A 16,060-nucleotide genomic window follows, 5' to 3' on the forward strand; every position below is an offset into this window, starting at 1 on the left:
ATTCAGCACCGAAATACTCCAATTCTGCGACGAGATGGATTCCGATGGGCTGCAACGCCATAAGAGCGAGCGTAGGTTTGACAAGGCTTCGTCCACCACGTTGTTAAGTGGTGGACGAAATACGCTGGTGGAAAAGGTGAGGCAGTCGGGGTTCAGTTCAATCGCGGCTGCCGATGGCCGACGAGAGCCGGGTGCGCAGCGCCAGCCGGGCGGTCAGCAGTGTCGTACCGACCGTCAGGACGAGTGCCGCGGCGAGGACCGCCAGCAGGATCGACGGCGGACCGGCGGGCGTCGACCGGGCGAGCACGGCCTGGCTCAGCGGAACCAGGGTCGCGACGGCGACCAGCATGCCGAGCCCCAGGCCGGCCAGCGCGGTCAGCAGTGCCTCCACCGTCATCATCCGCATCACCTGGCCCCGGGTCGCGCCGACGAGTCGCTGGAGGGTGAACTCCCGTCGTCGTTCGCCGGTCGCCATCACCAGCGAGTTCACCAGGGCGATGGCCGCGTATCCGACGACCAGGGCGACCAGGAGGTAGGCCACCCAGGTCTGGGTGTCGTTCTGCTCGGCCGAGGCGCTGACCAGGTCGGCGCGGTCGGCCGCGCGCAGCCCGGGCAAGGGTGCGGTGGAGCCGGTGAGTTCGGTGGCGAGCCGCGCGGTGTCGGAGCCGGCGTCGGCCGCGACCAGGATCTGCGGCACCGTGCCGTCGGTGGTGTGCGCGGCCACGGTGGCGGCCGGCATCAGGGCCGCGCCGTATCCGCGCTGGTCGCCGACGGTCGCCACCAGGCGGGGCTCGACCTTCGTGCCGTCGCCCAACCGCATGGGGATCCGCTCGCCGATGCGGTGTCCCCCGGCGGAGGACTCGGGCAGGGCCACGGTGTCCCCGGTCAGATCGGAGAGGCTGCCGCTCACCGCGCGGATCGCCGTGGTGCGCCCGATGCCGGTCGCGGACACTCCGGTGATCTGCACGGGGGTGCCCTTCGGTTTGCGGCCCTTGCCGTCGTACGCCGCCAGCGCGGCCTTGGACGGCTCCAGGAAGCCGGAGCTCGGCACATAGGCGGAGGCCGCCGCCACGCCGGGCTCCTTGTCGAGACGGGCGGCCAGGGACGCGGGCACCCCGCCGGTCACCGACGTGAGCACCAGGTCGGCGCGGAGGTTCTCCTCGAAGGCCTGCTGGGCGCCCTGGTTCTGGGTCGTCTGGAGGTAGATCAGGGCGGTGGCCATGCCGGTGGCGAGCATGACCGGCATGACCGCGCCGGCCAGCCGGGTCGCCCGGGCCTTGGCGTTGAGGACGGCCAGCTGCCCGGAGAGGCCGGTGACAGCGCGCAGCGGCCAGCGCAGCAGGGCCGTCATCAGCCGGGTCAGGACGGGACCCAGCAGACCGAAGCCGGCCGCCCACAGCATCGCGGCCGGGGTGGCCGTGCTGCCCGCCGTGGCGCCGTCGACGTTCATCGTGACCAGGGCGAGCGCGGTGCCGCCCGCCAGACAGAGCACGGCGAAGACCGCCCGGATCCAGTTGAGCCCGCGACGCTGCAGCGTGGCCTCGGCCAACGCCTCGGTCGGGCGGGTGCGGGCGGCGGCGCGGGCCGCGATCCAGGCGGCGCCCAGTGCGGTCAGCAGCGCCGCCCCGGCGCCGGCCACCATCGGGATCCATCCGCTGCGGTAGATCATCACGTCGGGCACCACGTCCGCGTCCACGAACCGGCCCAGCAGCCAGTGCCCGAGACGTGGTCCGGGCACGCAGGCCAGCGCGGTGGCGAGGACGGCGACGGTGAACGTCTCGGCGAGCACCATGCGGCGGACCTGGCCGGGTGTCGAGCCGATCGCGCGCAGCAGGGCCATCTGCCGCTGCCGCTGCTGCAGGGACAGTCCGAGTGTGCTGGCCACCACGAACACCGTGACCATCGCGGCCAGTCCGCCGAACACGGCCGACATGGAGACCAGGTTCTTGCCGTGGATCACCACGTCGGGGAACTCCGCACGGCCCCGCTGGTCGCCGGTCAGCACGGAGACCGGGTCGCCCGCGAACGCGTCGGCGAGCGCGGCCCGCACCCGGCTGTCGTCCGTGCCGGGGCGGGTGAGGACGCCGATGGAGTCGACCTTGCCCTGCTGCGGGGCCAGCCGTGCCGCGTCGGTGTCCGCGAGGAACAGCGTCCCGGCGGCACCGGGACCGCTGACCAGCCCGGTCACCCGGTACGTGGCCAGGGTGCCGTGCACGCCGAGGGTGACCTGGTCGCCCGCCTTGGCACCGGCCCGGGCGGCGAGCCGCGAGTCGAGCGCGATCTGGCCGGCGGCGCTCGGCGCGCTGCCCTGGACCAGGCGGTACGGTCCGAGCCGGACGGAGTCCCAGCCGTGGCCCGTGACGGTGACGCCGCCCTTGCCGCCGGCCGGGACGACCACGGCCGGGACGGAGATGTCCGGCACGGCCGCCCGGACACCGGACACCGCCTCGGCCTTGGACACCGCGGACGCGTCGAGCCGGACCCGCTCCCGGAAGACCTTGTTGGAACCGGGGTAGCCCTGGTCCCCGGTGAGGACGATCGGGGCGGCCTGGAGCCGCTGCGGCGCGGCCAGTTCGCGCACTCCGGTCTCCAGCAGCCCGCCGCAGGCGATCACGATGGCGGCGCCGAAGAACAGCGCGATGAAGGAGGCGACGAAGCCCCCCTTGTAGAACTTCAGGGAGCGCAGCGCGAGGCCGATCACTGGGCCGCTCCGTACTGCCGGTCGTGCGTGGTCCGTTCCTCGGCCCAGGCACCGAGGTGGGTCATGCGCTCGGCGACCACGTCGGCGGTCGGACGCTCCAGTGCGTCGACGATCCTGCCGTCGGCGAGGAAGAGGGTGCGGTCCGCGTGCGCGGCGGCCACGGGGTCGTGCGTGACCATCACGATGGTCTGCCCGGACCACTGGACGGCCTCGCGCAGCAGTCCGAGGACCTCGCGGGCGGTCCGGGTGTCCAGGGCTCCGGTCGGCTCGTCGCCGAAGACCACGGCGGGCCGGGTGACGAGCGCGCGGGCGATGGCCACCCGCTGCTGCTGGCCGCCGGAGAGTTCGCCGGGGCGGTGCTTCTGACGTGAAGCGAGGCCGACGCGTTCGATGACCTCGTCGACCTCGGCGGCTTTGGGGCGGCGTCCCGCCAGGCGTAAGGGCAGGGTGACGTTGTCCCGTACGTTCAGCGCGGGCATCAGGTTGAACGCCTGGAAGACGAAGCCGACGCGCTCGCGTCGCAGCTTGGTCAGCTCCTTCTCCTTGAGCGGGGACAGGTCCACGCCGTCGAGCCGGACCGAGCCGGACGTCGGCCGGTCCAGCCCGGCGGCGCAGTGCAGGAAGGTGCTCTTGCCCGATCCGGACGGGCCCATCACCGCGGTGAAGGTCCCCCTCCGCAGACTGATGGTGACTCCGTCGAGAGCGGTCACCTTGTTCTTGCCGCCGCCGTAGACCTTGTGCACGGAGTCCAGGTGGATGACCGTGTCAGAAGGCCCGGCCGGTGTTCGGTTCATGGGATTCCCCGTTTTCTGTCGGTTCTGTGGGGGTGTCGGCGCGAAGGCCACCAGCGACGACGGAGAGCGGACCAGGGCGGTCGAGCACGCCCTTGGCTTCCGCGAGCGGGTCGCCGGGCGGGCGGAGCACCGCCTGGGCGACGGTCAGGTGCAGCCGCGCGGTGGCCAGGAGAAGCCGGGCGGTGAAGGGAAGCAGGACGAGCGCGACGAGCGCGAGGGTCAGTGCCCCGGGGAGGGTGTGGACCCACGCGAGCGGGCCGTCCGCGTCGGAGAGCCCGCCGGGGATGTCCGTCGCCCGGTACCACAGGGGGAGCGTGAGACAGCCGAGGGACACCAGCCAGACGACCAGCGCGAAGAGGTCCAGGACCAGCAGCGGAGGGAAGAGGAGGATGAGGTAGGCGCAGTCGCGGGCGATCGCGGGATCCCCGCAGCGGATCCTGAGGCGGGCGGCCAGGCCGGGCTCGGTGACCTCGCTGTACCGGTACGGTATCGGCCGGTCGACGAGGGTGGCGCGGCCCCGCTCGACCTGCGCGCAGCCCCGGATCACCCATACCGAGCCGACGATCAGCGGCACGGTCACCGTGAACTGGCTGAACACCACGCCGCCCAGGAAGGCGGCCGTCGCCACGGCGAACAGGGCACCTCCGACCAGGGGATAGCTGGCGAGGTAGGCGGCGGCGAGCCAGGGGGCGGCGGACAGCGGAAGTCTGACCAGGGAGGCCGGCGGGCGCAGGCGCCCGGGTACCGCCCGGCTCACTCGATCCTCCGCAGCATGTCGTCGATCGAACTCACCCGGGCCTTCAGCTCGGCCAGTTCGGCCTGCAAGGCCTCCTGCCGGGCGACTGCCTCTTCGGCGAGCTTGCGGTACGAGGCCATGGCCACGGCGTCGGCGCGGTGGCGCTGCAGTCTGAAGTGCGAGACCACCGCCGCCGTGATACCTCCGACGACGATCAGGACGATGGCGATGGCGACAACAGCGCCGGTCATGTCAGGGTCCCCCTCATAACGTTCTAACCTTCCTCATCGGCAGGCCCGTCCGCCGCAGGTGACTGCGGCTCGTCCGCGCGCAGGGTCTCCAGAATCGTCTGCAGGTTGATGTGCAGATCGAACGGCACCAGCTCGAAGTACTTCAGGGCCTTGCCGTCGTCGGAGAGTTCGAGGTGGCCGGCGACCAGGCCGGCCTTCTCCAGACGCTCCAGATGCATGTACAGCAGGGGGCGGGACATGCCCAGCTGCCGGGCCAGTTCACTGACGTACATTCGGCCGTCGGCGAGGCCCGCGATGGCCCGGAGCCGCTGGACATGACCGACGGCGGACAGGAAGGCCAGAAGCTCCTCGCTGTTCAACACCCCACCTCCCGCCACCCCGAACCGCATGTGTAAGGCAAATCTTACACGTGGCAGAAACGCAGTCAATCAAGGGCCGGGGACACCACGCACGCCAGCAGAAGGCCGTCCCGTGCCAGCCATCGCCCGGTGAACTCCCGCGGTGCGGGCTCCTGTTGCGAGGGGGCCGGGGACAGGACACGCGCGTGCAGGGTGCCGTCGGGCGCGGGTGAGATCACCGCCCCGTCGAAGCCGAGCCAGCTGTGGGTCGCGGGGAACCATGCCTTGTACACGGCCTCCTTGGCGCAGAACAGCAGCCGGTCCCAGTGCACTTCGGGGTGGTGCCGGGCGAGCCGGGCGACCTCCGCCGCCTCCCGCGGCAGCGCGATGTACTCCAGTACGCGGTCCGGCAGGGGCCCGTGGGGCTCCGCGTCGATGCCGAGGGTGCGCACCTCGGACCGGCGCGCGGTGGCGGCGGCGCGGTATCCGGCGCAGTGGGTCATGCTGCCGACGACGCCCGCGGGCCAGCGCGGGGCCCCGCGCACGCCCGCCACCAGCGGCGCCGGCGCCAGGCCCAGCCCCTCCAGGGCCCGGCGGGCGCAGTGGCGTACCGTCGTGTACTCCCGGCGGCGCGCCTCGCCGACCTCGCCCAGCGCGGTCCGCTCCTCGGGGAACAGCCACGCGTCCGGCTCGTCCCCGAAGGACTCGGCGCTCATGACGGCCGCGGGAAGTATCTCGTCGATCATGTGAGCCGCCTGCGGCCGGTCCGCTAGCGGGACGGTGTGGAGCGCTCGGGCGCCCCCTTCGCGGACACCTCGTCCGGCTCGGGCCGGTGCGGCGCGGGTGCGGGCTCGACGCCGTCCGGACCGATCAGCCGGAGCAGCGGCCTCGTCAGGATCGTCGTGACCAGCGCGACAAGGGTGAGGATGCTGAGCAGGCGCTGGTCGATGACGCCCGCCTGGTAGCCGATCTGCAGGATGACGAGTTCGGTCAGGCCGCGGGCGTTGAGCAGCACTCCGAGGGTGAGGGCCGGCCGTGGGCGCATACCGGTGAGGACGGCGCTCAGCGCGGGGCCGCACACCTTGGTGACGACGGCCAGGAACAGCAGGGTGGCCATGGCCAGCACGGAGGAACGGTCGAAGCGCAGCGATCCGAGATCGATGGTGAGACCGAATCCGAAGAAGAAGAACGGCAGCAGCACGGTCTTGGACATGCTCGACAGCCGGTCCGCCACCCGCGTCATACGGGCGTTGCCGGCGGGCCAGGCCAGTCCGGCCAGCAGGGCCCCGATCAGCTGGTGCACGCCGACGACCGAGGTGAGGGTGGCCGTCGCGGCGATACCGCCCGCCAGCAGGAGCATCAGCGTGGCGTCGCCCTCGGCGCCCTCGGCGCCCTCGCCGGCCGCCTGCCGGGACCGGGCCCAGTGCGCCAGCCCCCGGCGCAGCGGGCCGAGGAAGACGAGGGTCAGGGCGGCGGCGAACAGGCCGTTCCAGAGCACTCCCATGGGGCTGCTGCCGTGCACGACCGCCAGGATCGCGGTGAGCACCAGCCACACCACGCCGTCCCCGAACGCGGAGGCGAACAGACTCAGCTGCCCCTGATGTGTGCGGGTGAGCCGCAGATCGGTGAGGATGCGGGCCAGCACGGGCAGCGCGGTGACGCTCAGCGCGCACCCCACGAACAGGACGAAGGCCATCGGATGGCCCGCCGGTCCCGCGAAGTCCTCGACCAGGGGCACGGCCGCCGCGGTGCCGGCCGCGAACGGGATCAGCAGCGAGGCCTGACTCACCATCAGCACCTGCGGTCCGACACCCCGCAACGTCATGCCGTTCAGTTCCCGGCCCACCCCGAACATGAAGAAGACCAGGCCGATCTGGGCCAGCCCGTCGAGCATCGGCAGGTTGTCCGCCGGGAACAGCCAGTCCTTGGCGTCGGGTGCGAACCGTCCCAGCAAGGTCGGCCCCATGGCCAGCCCCGCGCAGATCTCGCCGATCACCCGTGGCTGCGCCAGCCGGTCGGCCAGCCATCCGCCCGCGAGGACGGCGAGCAGGATGGCCGCGACCGCGAGGAAGAAATGACCGCTCCTGTCCAGCCGGGTCGCCTCGTGCACCGCCACCCCGGCCGACGACTTCGACGCGGCGACCGCGACCGCGGCCCACACGATCACCGCCAGTGGCAGCACGATCATCGCGATCATGGCAGCCCGTTGCCCGTTCCTGACCCGCACCTGTGTCCCCCAGTGGTCGCGCTTCGTCGCGTCGGTGCCGGCCGGATGACCGGCACCCGCCGTCCGGCTGCCGAACCGGTCTACCGGCTCGGTGTCTCACCCCGCTCGGCGCACACCTCCCGCACCAGCTCGTAGGGCGGCGAGTCCGCGAGGTAGAAGTGCCCGCCCGGCACCATCAACTGCCGGAACGGCCCCTCGGTCACCTGCGCCCACTGCGCCGCCTGTTCCGCCGTCACCCGGGGGTCGCTCATTCCCGCCACCGCCGTGACAGGACAGTCGAGCAGCGCGCCCGCGCGGTGTTCGTAGCCGCCCAGCATCCGGAAGTCGGCCTGGACGTACGGCAGGATCAGCTCACGGAACATCGGGTGGTCCAGCAGCTCGGTGTCGGTGCCGCCCAGTTCCTGGAGCGCGGCGATGACGGTCTCCTCGTTCTTCCCGGCCGCCCGGGCGTCCCGCCGTACCAGATGGCCGGCGCGGGCACCCGACACGAACAGGTGCGCCGGCCGGGACCCCGCGGCCTCCAGTGCCCTGGCCGTCTCGTACGCCACCACCGCGCCCATGCTGTGCCCGAAGAGCACGGTGGGCCGGTCCGTCAGCGGCCTGACGGCCTCGGCGATCTCGCCCGCCATCGCCACCAGGTCGGTGGCGGCCGGTTCCCCGAACCGGTCGGCCCGGCCCGGGTAGCAGACCGCGTGCACCTCGAACTCGGGCAGCCCCTTGCGCCAGTCCCGGAAGAAGTACGACGACCCGCCCGCGTACGGGAAGCAGATCAGCCGTGTCGCGGCGAACGGCCGGGGTTCGATGCATTCCGTCCAGGACATCAGGAGCCTCCTGCTCGCCGCCCGCGGGCCGCGTTCCGCGCCGCCGCCGATCCGGCCCCATTAGACCAACCGGCCACTGACAACCGGCTGACAACTCGCCCTGTCTGTCCCGGCAGCACATGGCGACGCGGTCCCGGGACGGGCGGCCGGCCGGCGCATCAGACCCCGGCCGAGGACGGCACGGGCCTGCGGCCGTGCGGGTGGCCCCAGGGGACGGTCATGCCGTCCAGCAGGGCCAGCCCGAGCGGGGTCACCGAGTGCAGCACGGTGTTGCGCACCCGCCGGGTGGTGATCAGCCCGGACTCGCGCAGCACGGAGGCGTGCTGGCTGGCGCAGGGCGCCGAGACGCCGAGCCGGTCGGCGAGCTGGCTGGTGGTGCGGGAGGCGCGCAGCTCGCGCAGGGCCGCCGCCCTGGTCTGGCCGACCAGGGCGGCCAGTGCCTGGGACGGGAGGCTGGTGTCGTCCCACAGCAGGGCGGACTGCTCGGCGGTCGGCGGCGCGGAGAAGACCAGGACGGCCTGGCCGCGCTGCTCGTCGGCGCCGTAGAGCCGGGCGGGGCGGTGGGCGAGGAACACGGACGGGCTGAGCACCAGGCCCTTCCCGTCGAGGCGTACATCGTTGTCAGGGCCGTCGGGCAGTTCCAGTACCTGGCCGTTCCAGAGCGCCCGCCGTCCCAGTCCGGCGAGCAGCTGTTCGACACCGCCGGCCATGACCATCCGCCCGCGGGCGTCGCACTCCGCCTCGTAGTGGGCCAGCAGCCGGCTCCAGTAGGGGGCCACCGCGGCCCGCCAGAAATCGCCCGGGGTCAGCGCGGACGCCGGCTCGGTGCCCGATTTGGCGCGGAGCCTCGCGTAGACCTGGCGTTGCCATCGCGCGTAGATGGTGCCGACGCCCCGCGTGAACAGCTCCCGGGCCAGTCTCGACTCCGTTTCCGGTCCGGCGGTGGACTGCAGTCGTGTCCGCGCCAGGTCGGCTGTCGTGAAATGAATCCGCTGCAAGGCAATACCCCCGTGTTGTGCACGACATTCAGCCAGGTGTGCGGTCGTGTGCGACCGAATCAGTGCGACTGTCCGGTGAGCCGGACGAACGCGTCGTCGAGTGTGGGGCGACGCACGGCGAAATCCAGGACGGTCACTCCGGCCTTCTCCAGTGCCGTCGCGGCGGCGGCGATCCCGCCCAGGCCGGCATCGAGCGGGAGGGAGATGACACCCTCGTCCCGGCCCACCACCGCGTCGTCGAACGCGCTGGTCCGCAGGGCCGCCAGGGCGTCGGCGACGGCGCCGTGGCCCGCCACCCGGATCTCCAGCCGATCCGGTCCGACGGATCGCTTCAGCTCGTCCGGGGTGCCCTCGGCGACGACACGTCCGCTGTCGACGACGGCGACACGGTCCGCGAGGAAGTCCGCCTCTTCCAGGTACTGGGTGGTCAGCAGGACCGTCATGCCGTCGGTCACCAGATCGCGCACGGCGGTCCACAGCGACATGCGGCTCACCGGGTCGAGGCCGGTGGTCGGCTCGTCGAGGAAGAGCACCGAGGGCGACGCGACCAGACAGGCCGCGAGGTCGAGCCGGCGCCGCATGCCGCCGGAGTAGGTCTGGACGGGCCGGTCGGCGGCGCCGGTCAGGTCGAACTGCTCCAGCAGCTGCCCGGCCCGGTGCCGGGCGCCGCGCCGGCCGAGGTGCAGCAGCACGCCGATGAGGGTGAGGTTCTCGCGGCCGGTGAGCAGCCCGTCCACGGCCGCGTACTGGCCGGCCAGGCCGATCCGGCGGCGGACCTCCGCGGGGCGGCGGACGACATCGAAGCCGGCCACCTCGGCATGGCCGCCGTCCGGTTCGAGCAGGGTGCCGAGGACCCGGACGGTGGTCGTCTTGCCCGCTCCGTTGGGGCCGAGGAGGCCGAGGACGGAGCCCTCCACGACGTCGAGGTCGACGCCGTCGAGTGCCTGATGGCTCTTGAATCGCTTGCGCAGGCCTTCGGCCCGGATCGCGGTCTTCACGGGTCTCGGCGGTGTCCGCGACGCCGGCTCAGGCGCCGAGACCCGCAGCGGGCTCGCGGACGCTTCTGGGCCGCAGGTCGGTCCAGTGCTCCTCCACATGGGCCAGGGCGGCCGCTCGGGTGCCCTCCCCCAGCGACACCGTCCACCCGTCGGGCACCGTGGCGAAGGCGGGCCACAGGCTGAACTGGCCCTCGTCGTTGACGAGTACGAGGAACGTGCCGTCCTGGTCGTCGAAGGGGTTCGTCACTTCGCGCTCTCCCAATCTGAGGAATTCGGGAAACTTCGGGGAACAGGGCCGTGGCGGGCCCCGATACGAACATCGTGTCGAGGCCCGCTGACACGGCACTGACCGCCACCTGAAACCGCGCGTCAGGCGGGAGTTGCCGCTTGGCGGGCGGCCACGAAACGCACGACGTGGTTCACCGTGCGGAAGTTCTCGATGTCGAGGTCGGCGGGGTGCACCGCGATGCCGAAGGTCCGCTCGACCCACATCACCAGCTGCACGGCGAACAGTGAACTGACGCTGCCCGTGGCGAAGATGTCGTGGTCGTCCCCGAGCTCGGTGTCCCGGACGTGCTCGCCGATGAAGCTGCGCACGGTCTTGGCGATGTCGTCTGTCATCAGGCCCTTGCCTTCTTTCCGGTGGTGACCGGCTCGTACGAATAGAAACCGTGACCGCTCTTGCGGCCCAGGCGGCCCGCGGCGACGAGCTTGCGCAGCAGCGGTGCCGGAGCGAACTTGGGGTCGTTGAAGTTGTCCAGCAGGACCTCCAGCGAGTACATGACGGTGTCCAGGCCGATCAGGTCCGCGGTCTCCAGCGGACCCATCTGGTGGCCGAGGCACTGCCGGAAGAGCCGGTCGATGTCGCCGGCCTGCGCCACGTTGTCCTGCAGCAGGAGGATCGCCTCGTTGACGCTGAGCATGGCGACGCGGTTCGTGACGAAGCCCGAGGAGTCCTCGACCACCACGATGTCCTGGCCGACGGCGCGGAACAGCCCGCGGGTGAGCTCGATCGTCTCCGGCGAGGTGTGGAAGCCGCGGATCACCTCGACGAGCTTCTTCAGCGGCACGGGGTTCATCAGGTGGGTGCCGACGACCCGGTCCGCGCGGCCGGTGACCGAGGCCATCCGGGTGATGGGGATGGCCGAGGTGTTCACGCCGAACACGCAGTGCTCCGGCGCGACCGCGTCCATCTCGCGGTACAGCCGCTCCTTGATGTCCCAGTTCTCCGTCACGTTCTCCACGACGAAGTCGGCGTCCGCGAGCCCGTCCAGATCGGTGCGGAACTCGATCCGGGAGAGCACCTCCTCGGGGGTGCTCCTGGCCAGCTCGCGGTCGAGCAACGCGTACAGCCGGGCGTTCTCCCCGATCAGGCCGCGGGCCCGGGCCAGGGCGGCGTCCGTGGTGTCCACGAGGACCACCGAGAGGCCCGCCGCGGCGAAGGCGTGGGCACCGCCGACGCCCATCGTGCCGGCGCCCAGGACGGCCACGCGCCGGATCTGGCTGGTATCAGTCATCGCTTTCCCTTGCCCGGTCGAGGTGTGGTGCGGCACCGCTCGGCAAGCGGGGCCGGCCAGTCGGCGACATCCCATCCGTACTGGCAGAGCACGGCGTAGGTGAACCGCTCCAGGCCGAAACCGACGCAGGCGGAGTACACCGTGGCGCCGTCGGGTCCCTTGATGCCGAAGGCGTCGCCGAAGTGCTTCTCATGCAGGTTGAAGGAGCCGATCGAGATGCTGTCCCCGGCGCCGACGTCCAGATGGAGTTCGTGTTTGAGTTCCAGCAGACGCTGCGAGGAGACCTGGGCCGCGGTCGCCGCCCCGGCGAAGAAGGGGTCGCTCGCCACCTCGACGCGGCCGGCCAGGTCGAGCTGTTCGACCAGTTCGACGGCGCGCCGGCGGAACCGGTCGCGGGCCTCGCGGACGAACCCGGCCGTGCCGAGGAAGACCGTCTCGCGGATGGTGAAGTCGGACAGCCGCTCCAGGGTCCGGTGGTAGCGGGACTCGTGCCGGAAGGAGCCGCCCTTGGCGGTCACCACCGTGTTCTCGTCGGGAAGGGTGTCCCCGGCGAACTGGTCGAAGGTGTGGTAGCACATCGTGGGCGGCAGGCACCTGTCCACCGGGGCGCAGCGGTGCAGCACCCGGTCCCCGATGGTGTCCCGCGCCCCGACCTCCTCGGCGAAGGCCCGGTAGGTGTCGACGTCCCCGTCGAGCCGGGCGGCGAACATCATGTGCTGCGGGAAGGAGGACAGGTATCCGCTGCGGTGCAGCGCGGTGACCGGCAGCAGCGTCGGGTAGCGGTACTCCCGGGCCCCGAACTCCTCGCGGATGATGTCCCGCAGGAGTCCGTCGAGCGCGTCGAGCGCGGCCAGTGCCGGGGCGCCGAGCGCCACCTGCCCGGGCCCGATCTCGTGCACCACGCCCTCGGCCAGCAGCCGCTCGAAGGTGTCGCCGGCCGGGGTGCGGTCCGTGGTGGAGCGCCACAGCACCTTGGGCGGGGTGGGCAGTTGGGGGCGTACCTCGGTGTCGACGACGTGCCGGAGCTTCTTGCCCAGGGCCTCCGCGTCGACCGGATGCCCGGTGGTCACCTCGATCTCGGCGACCGCGTCGCCGTCGCCGTCGCCGGGCACGAGCCGGAAGCCGGTGATGGCCTCCGAGATGTAGTAGACGCGCCGGCTGAGTTCGTCGAGGTGGGCCCCCGAGACCGGTTCGTCGAGGGTGAGTCGGTAGGAGTGCATGTCGGCCTCTCGTCCTTACGCCGTCGTCGGCAGGCCCATGAGGCCGGCGATGATGGACCGCTGGATGTCCGAGGTGCCGCCGTAGATCGTGCCCGCGAGCACGTCCCGCACCTCCCGCTCGACACCGAGTTCCTCGGTGTAACCGCGGGCGCCGTGGATCTGCATGGCGTCGAGCGCGGTGGCCTTCAGGCTCTCGCTGACGTAGAGCTTCAGCATGGACGCCTCCTGCATGGCGAGGCGGCCCTCGGAGCGCAGCCAGCCCACCTTGTAGAGCATCAGCCGGGCCAGCTCCAGACGGACCCGCATGTCGGCGATCCGGTGGGAGACGGACTGGAACGCTCCGATGGGGCGGCCGAACTGGCGGCGGCCGGCGGCGTACGCGGCACAGCGGTCCGTGAGCCGGCTCAGCACGCCGACCTGGCTGGCGAACATGAAGCCGCGCTCCCACTCCATGGTGGAGGTGAACAGCTGGTACCCGGCTCCCTCCGCGCCCAGCCGCTGGTCCTCCCCGACCACGCAGCCGTCGAAGGTGATCTCGCCCATCAGGGTGGAGCGCAGGCCCGCCTTGGGGATGTCGCGGGCGGTGAGTCCGGGGGTGTCCGCCGGGACGACGAAGGCGGACAGGGCGCGCTGGGGCGCGACGTCGTCGCCGCCGGTGCGGGCGAACACGATGAACAGGTCCGCGCGCGGGCCGTTGCTGATGAACTTCTTCGTGCCGTTCAGCACATAGCCGTCGCCGTCACGGACGGCGGTGGTGGTGAGGGAGAGCATGTCGGAGCCGGTCTCCGGCTCCGACAGGGCGTGCGCGCCGACCAGCGAGCCGTCGCAGAGCGAGGGCAGCCAGCGGCGGCGCTGCTCCTCGGTGCCGTGGTCGGCGATGTAGACGGCGCAGGCGAAGAGGTGGTTGTTGATCGCGAAGACCAGGCCGTTGTCGACGCAGCCTTCGCCGAGCGCCTCGTAGGCCATGATCGCGGTCAGCGGGTCGAGACCGCCGCCGCCGTACTCCTTCCTGATCGGCCAGCCCAGCACGCCGAAGTCGGCGCAGGCCTTCCAGCCGCTCTCGTCGAAGGTGGCCTCGCGGTCGTGCTCGGCCGCGTGGGCGCCGAGGCTGTCCCGGGCGAACCGGACGACCTTCTCGCGCAGCGCCCGCTGCTGTGGCGTGGGTGCGAAATCCATCAGTCTTCTCCGTGGTCGGGGAGCGAGGTCCGAAGCGGTGGGCGGCTCACACCTCCCACAGGGTCACCGCCCATGCGGCCACCTGGCTGTTGTTGAGGACGAGCACCAGGTCGCCCTGGTCCAGCTCGCCGCCGGCCAGCAGGGCGTCCATGTTCAGCACCACGTCGGCGGCGCCCAGATGGCCGTACTCGGCGAGGTGCCGGCCGCACACGGGGTGGATGGGCAGGCCGAGCAGCGAGGTGTAGAAGTCGTAGGCGGAGGCGGTGACGTTCTGCATCAGCGTGGCTTTGACCCGGTCCCGGTCCGCGCCGGCGTCCGCGAGCACCTGGTCCACCATCGCGCCGAGCCGGCGCGAGCTGAGCGTGGCGAGCTGGAAGCGGTAGCGCGACAGGTCCTGGCACACCTCGCGCCACTCGTACCAGGGGGTCTCCTTGTACTCGACGCGGAACAGGTCGTGGAAGCTGCCGTCCGCCTGCTCGCGGTGGGCCCGCAGCACCGGCCGCCCGCCGCGGACCATGGTCATGGCGAACGCGCCGTCGCCGACGACGGTGACGGGGAACCGGATCCGGTCGACGCCGGTGGGGCGGCTGGCGTGGGTGATGACGATCTGCTCGCGGCGCGGGTCCGCGACCAGCAGGTCCCTGGCGAGGGCCCAGGCGGTGCTGGATCCGGTGCAGCCCAGCCCCTCGACGGTGAGGGGGTACGCGGTGTTCAGCTTCGCCTCGCTCTGCACCCGGCAGACGTCCGAGCCCAGCAGGACGTCCGGTGCCCGCGGCGCCACCAGCAACAGGACGTCCGGGTCCCCCGGATGAGCCTCGAACAGTTCCCGGCAGGCCCGCGCGGCGAGCGGCGCCTGCTCGGTCTCGTCGAAGACCCCGACGGTCCGCACTCCGCTGCCCCGGGCGAAGTCCGCCGACGCGGTGTCCAGCATCGCGAACTCGGGGAGGTCCTCGACGGCCACCCTGCTGTCGGGCAGCAGGCAGTGGATCGCGCCGATGCCGATGTCCGTACCGCTGTTCATACGGCGCTCCCTTCGGCCGCCCGCTCGGCGGTCAGGGAGACCGGCAGGCCGCTGTAGCCGTTGACGAAGTTGGAGAAGAGCCGTTCGGGCGGGCCCTGGAGGCTGATGCCGGCCACCTGGGCGCGCAGCGCGTCGAGCATCGCGTTCACATGGACGCGACCGAGGAAGGCGCCGAGGCAGAAGTGCGGGCCGTGGCCGAAGGCGACGTGCTTGTTGGGGGTGCGGGCCAGGTCGAAGACGTCCGGGTCGGTGAAGACCGTCTCGTCGAGGTTGGCCGAGCTGTTCCACAGGCTGACCACGTCACCGGCCCGGACGGTCCGGTCGCGCAGCGGTACGTCCACCAGGGCGCGGCGGCCGAAGTGCATGGCGGGGGTGGTCCAGCGCAGCACCTCCTCGGTGGCGCTGTCGACACTCACCACGCCGGACTTCAGCGCGTGCCACTGCTCGGGGTGTTCGGCCAGGGCTATCAGACCGCCCACCGAGGACATCCGGCTGGACTCGTCGCCGCCCAGGATCAGGCTGTAGCAGTTGAAGACGATCTCGTCCTCGGTCAGCGGTTCGCCGTCGACGGTGGCCGTGGCGAGGGCGCTGATCACGTCGTCGCCGGGATGGCGCCGGCGCTTGGCGGCCAGCTCGGAGAAGTACATGAGGATCTCGTTGCGGGCGAGCCACTCCTCCATCTCGCTGTCGTCGGCGCTGTGCCGGGAGAGCGTGCGGGTGTTCCAGGCGACGAGTTGCTCACGGTCCTCCTGGGGGACGTCCATGAGGTCGCCGATGGTGTTGATGGGGATGTGGTCGGCCACGTCGGTGACGAAGTCCAGCTCACCGTGGGCGAGTGCCTCGGCGACGAGGGCCCGGGTGCGCCGGTGCACGCCCTCGACCACGGGCTCCAGCACCCGGGGCGAGAAGGACTTGAGCATCAGATTGCGGATCTCGCGGTGCCGCACGCCGTCGGTGACGGCGAGCATCTTGCGGGAGGCGGAGTCCTCGCCCTGGAGCAGGGTCGCCAGGACGTTGCCCCGCTCGGAGGTGAACTGCTTGTTGTCGCGGTAGAGGGTGACGACGTCGTCGTAGGTGGAGATCACCCAGAATCCGGGGCCGTGTCCGGTGGCCCGGTGCCAGAAGACGGGCTGCTCGGTGCGGAACCTGCGCCACATGTCCGGCAGGTCCACGTCGAGGAAGGTCTGCGGATCGGTGAGGTCCACCGTGGCCAGGTCGTCCACGGTCTGCCGGGGTGGGGTGGTCATGTGCTGTCTCTCCAG

The 16,060-nt window shown here is 71.7% G+C and carries 17 protein-coding genes; all 17 read right to left on the reverse strand.

The window, feature by feature from the left end; translation table 11 throughout:
• Window positions 1-157 precede the first annotated feature (157 nt).
• The 17 genes from ACIPSJ_RS35600 to ACIPSJ_RS35680 all read right to left on the reverse strand — a co-directional run bounded on the left by ACIPSJ_RS35600 (window position 158) and on the right by ACIPSJ_RS35680 (window position 16,045).
• Window positions 158-2,701, reverse strand: coding sequence for an ABC transporter permease (locus tag ACIPSJ_RS35600; protein WP_401352026.1), 2,544 nt, complete (start codon window positions 2,699-2,701; stop codon window positions 158-160).
• The gene (locus ACIPSJ_RS35605; RefSeq protein ID WP_355710081.1) at window positions 2,698-3,495 is read right to left on the reverse strand and encodes an ABC transporter ATP-binding protein; all 798 of its coding nucleotides are present in this window, start codon (window positions 3,493-3,495) and stop codon (window positions 2,698-2,700) included. Before ACIPSJ_RS35605 ends, ACIPSJ_RS35600 begins: the two co-directional genes overlap by 4 nt.
• Window positions 3,467-4,252 carry a sensor domain-containing protein gene (locus tag ACIPSJ_RS35610; protein ID WP_401352028.1) on the reverse strand — a complete coding sequence of 262 codons (786 nt, stop codon included), beginning with the start codon at window positions 4,250-4,252 and terminating at the stop codon, window positions 3,467-3,469. The genes ACIPSJ_RS35605 and ACIPSJ_RS35610 overlap by 29 nt, the downstream gene beginning before the upstream one ends.
• On the reverse strand, window positions 4,249-4,482 hold the full coding sequence (locus ACIPSJ_RS35615; protein ID WP_355710078.1) for a hypothetical protein: 234 nt from the start codon (window positions 4,480-4,482) through the stop codon (window positions 4,249-4,251). The genes ACIPSJ_RS35610 and ACIPSJ_RS35615 overlap by 4 nt, the downstream gene beginning before the upstream one ends.
• A 23-nt stretch (window positions 4,483-4,505) precedes the next feature.
• A complete protein-coding gene (locus ACIPSJ_RS35620; protein ID WP_359211081.1) occupies window positions 4,506-4,841 on the reverse strand; it encodes a winged helix-turn-helix domain-containing protein in 336 nt (111 codons plus the stop codon).
• Between the two features lie 65 nt (window positions 4,842-4,906).
• Entirely contained in the window at window positions 4,907-5,566 is a 660-nt protein-coding gene (locus ACIPSJ_RS35625; protein ID WP_401352032.1) for a 4'-phosphopantetheinyl transferase, read from the reverse strand.
• A 23-nt stretch (window positions 5,567-5,589) separates the two neighbouring features.
• Window positions 5,590-7,008 (reverse strand): cation:proton antiporter, encoded by a 1,419-nt coding sequence (locus ACIPSJ_RS35630; RefSeq protein WP_401352035.1) that lies wholly within the window; start codon window positions 7,006-7,008, stop codon window positions 5,590-5,592.
• A gap of 119 nt (window positions 7,009-7,127) precedes the next feature.
• On the reverse strand, window positions 7,128-7,868 hold the full coding sequence (locus ACIPSJ_RS35635) for an alpha/beta fold hydrolase (protein WP_359211072.1): 741 nt from the start codon (window positions 7,866-7,868) through the stop codon (window positions 7,128-7,130).
• A 158-nt stretch (window positions 7,869-8,026) separates the two neighbouring features.
• Window positions 8,027-8,866, reverse strand: a complete 840-nt coding sequence (locus tag ACIPSJ_RS35640; protein ID WP_401352038.1) for an ArsR/SmtB family transcription factor — start codon at window positions 8,864-8,866, stop codon at window positions 8,027-8,029.
• A gap of 59 nt (window positions 8,867-8,925) precedes the next feature.
• Complete coding sequence (locus ACIPSJ_RS35645) at window positions 8,926-9,864, reverse strand: ATP-binding cassette domain-containing protein (protein ID WP_401352040.1); 939 nt, start codon at window positions 9,862-9,864, stop codon at window positions 8,926-8,928.
• A 28-nt stretch (window positions 9,865-9,892) separates the two neighbouring features.
• The gene (locus tag ACIPSJ_RS35650; protein ID WP_401352042.1) at window positions 9,893-10,111 is read right to left on the reverse strand and encodes an MbtH family protein; all 219 of its coding nucleotides are present in this window, start codon (window positions 10,109-10,111) and stop codon (window positions 9,893-9,895) included.
• 122 nt (window positions 10,112-10,233) lie between these two features.
• A complete protein-coding gene (locus ACIPSJ_RS35655; RefSeq protein ID WP_359211062.1) occupies window positions 10,234-10,485 on the reverse strand; it encodes an acyl carrier protein in 252 nt (83 codons plus the stop codon).
• Window positions 10,485-11,381, reverse strand: a complete 897-nt coding sequence (locus tag ACIPSJ_RS35660; protein WP_401352045.1) for a 3-hydroxyacyl-CoA dehydrogenase family protein — start codon at window positions 11,379-11,381, stop codon at window positions 10,485-10,487. Before ACIPSJ_RS35660 ends, ACIPSJ_RS35655 begins: the two co-directional genes overlap by 1 nt.
• Window positions 11,378-12,601 (reverse strand): hypothetical protein, encoded by a 1,224-nt coding sequence (locus ACIPSJ_RS35665; protein WP_401352047.1) that lies wholly within the window; start codon window positions 12,599-12,601, stop codon window positions 11,378-11,380. The genes ACIPSJ_RS35660 and ACIPSJ_RS35665 overlap by 4 nt, the downstream gene beginning before the upstream one ends.
• A gap of 15 nt (window positions 12,602-12,616) precedes the next feature.
• Window positions 12,617-13,777, reverse strand: coding sequence for an acyl-CoA dehydrogenase family protein (locus ACIPSJ_RS35670; RefSeq protein WP_359211053.1), 1,161 nt, complete (start codon window positions 13,775-13,777; stop codon window positions 12,617-12,619).
• 46 nt (window positions 13,778-13,823) lie between these two features.
• On the reverse strand, window positions 13,824-14,798 hold the full coding sequence (locus tag ACIPSJ_RS35675; RefSeq protein ID WP_401352051.1) for a 3-oxoacyl-[acyl-carrier-protein] synthase III C-terminal domain-containing protein: 975 nt from the start codon (window positions 14,796-14,798) through the stop codon (window positions 13,824-13,826).
• Window positions 14,795-16,045, reverse strand: a complete 1,251-nt coding sequence (locus ACIPSJ_RS35680; RefSeq protein ID WP_401352053.1) for a cytochrome P450 — start codon at window positions 16,043-16,045, stop codon at window positions 14,795-14,797. The genes ACIPSJ_RS35675 and ACIPSJ_RS35680 overlap by 4 nt, the downstream gene beginning before the upstream one ends.
• Between the last annotated feature and the right edge of the window lie 15 nt (window positions 16,046-16,060).

The sequence above is a fragment of the Streptomyces sp. NPDC090088 genome, assembly GCF_044747345.1.
Classification (GTDB): Bacteria; Actinomycetota; Actinomycetes; order Streptomycetales; family Streptomycetaceae; genus Streptomyces.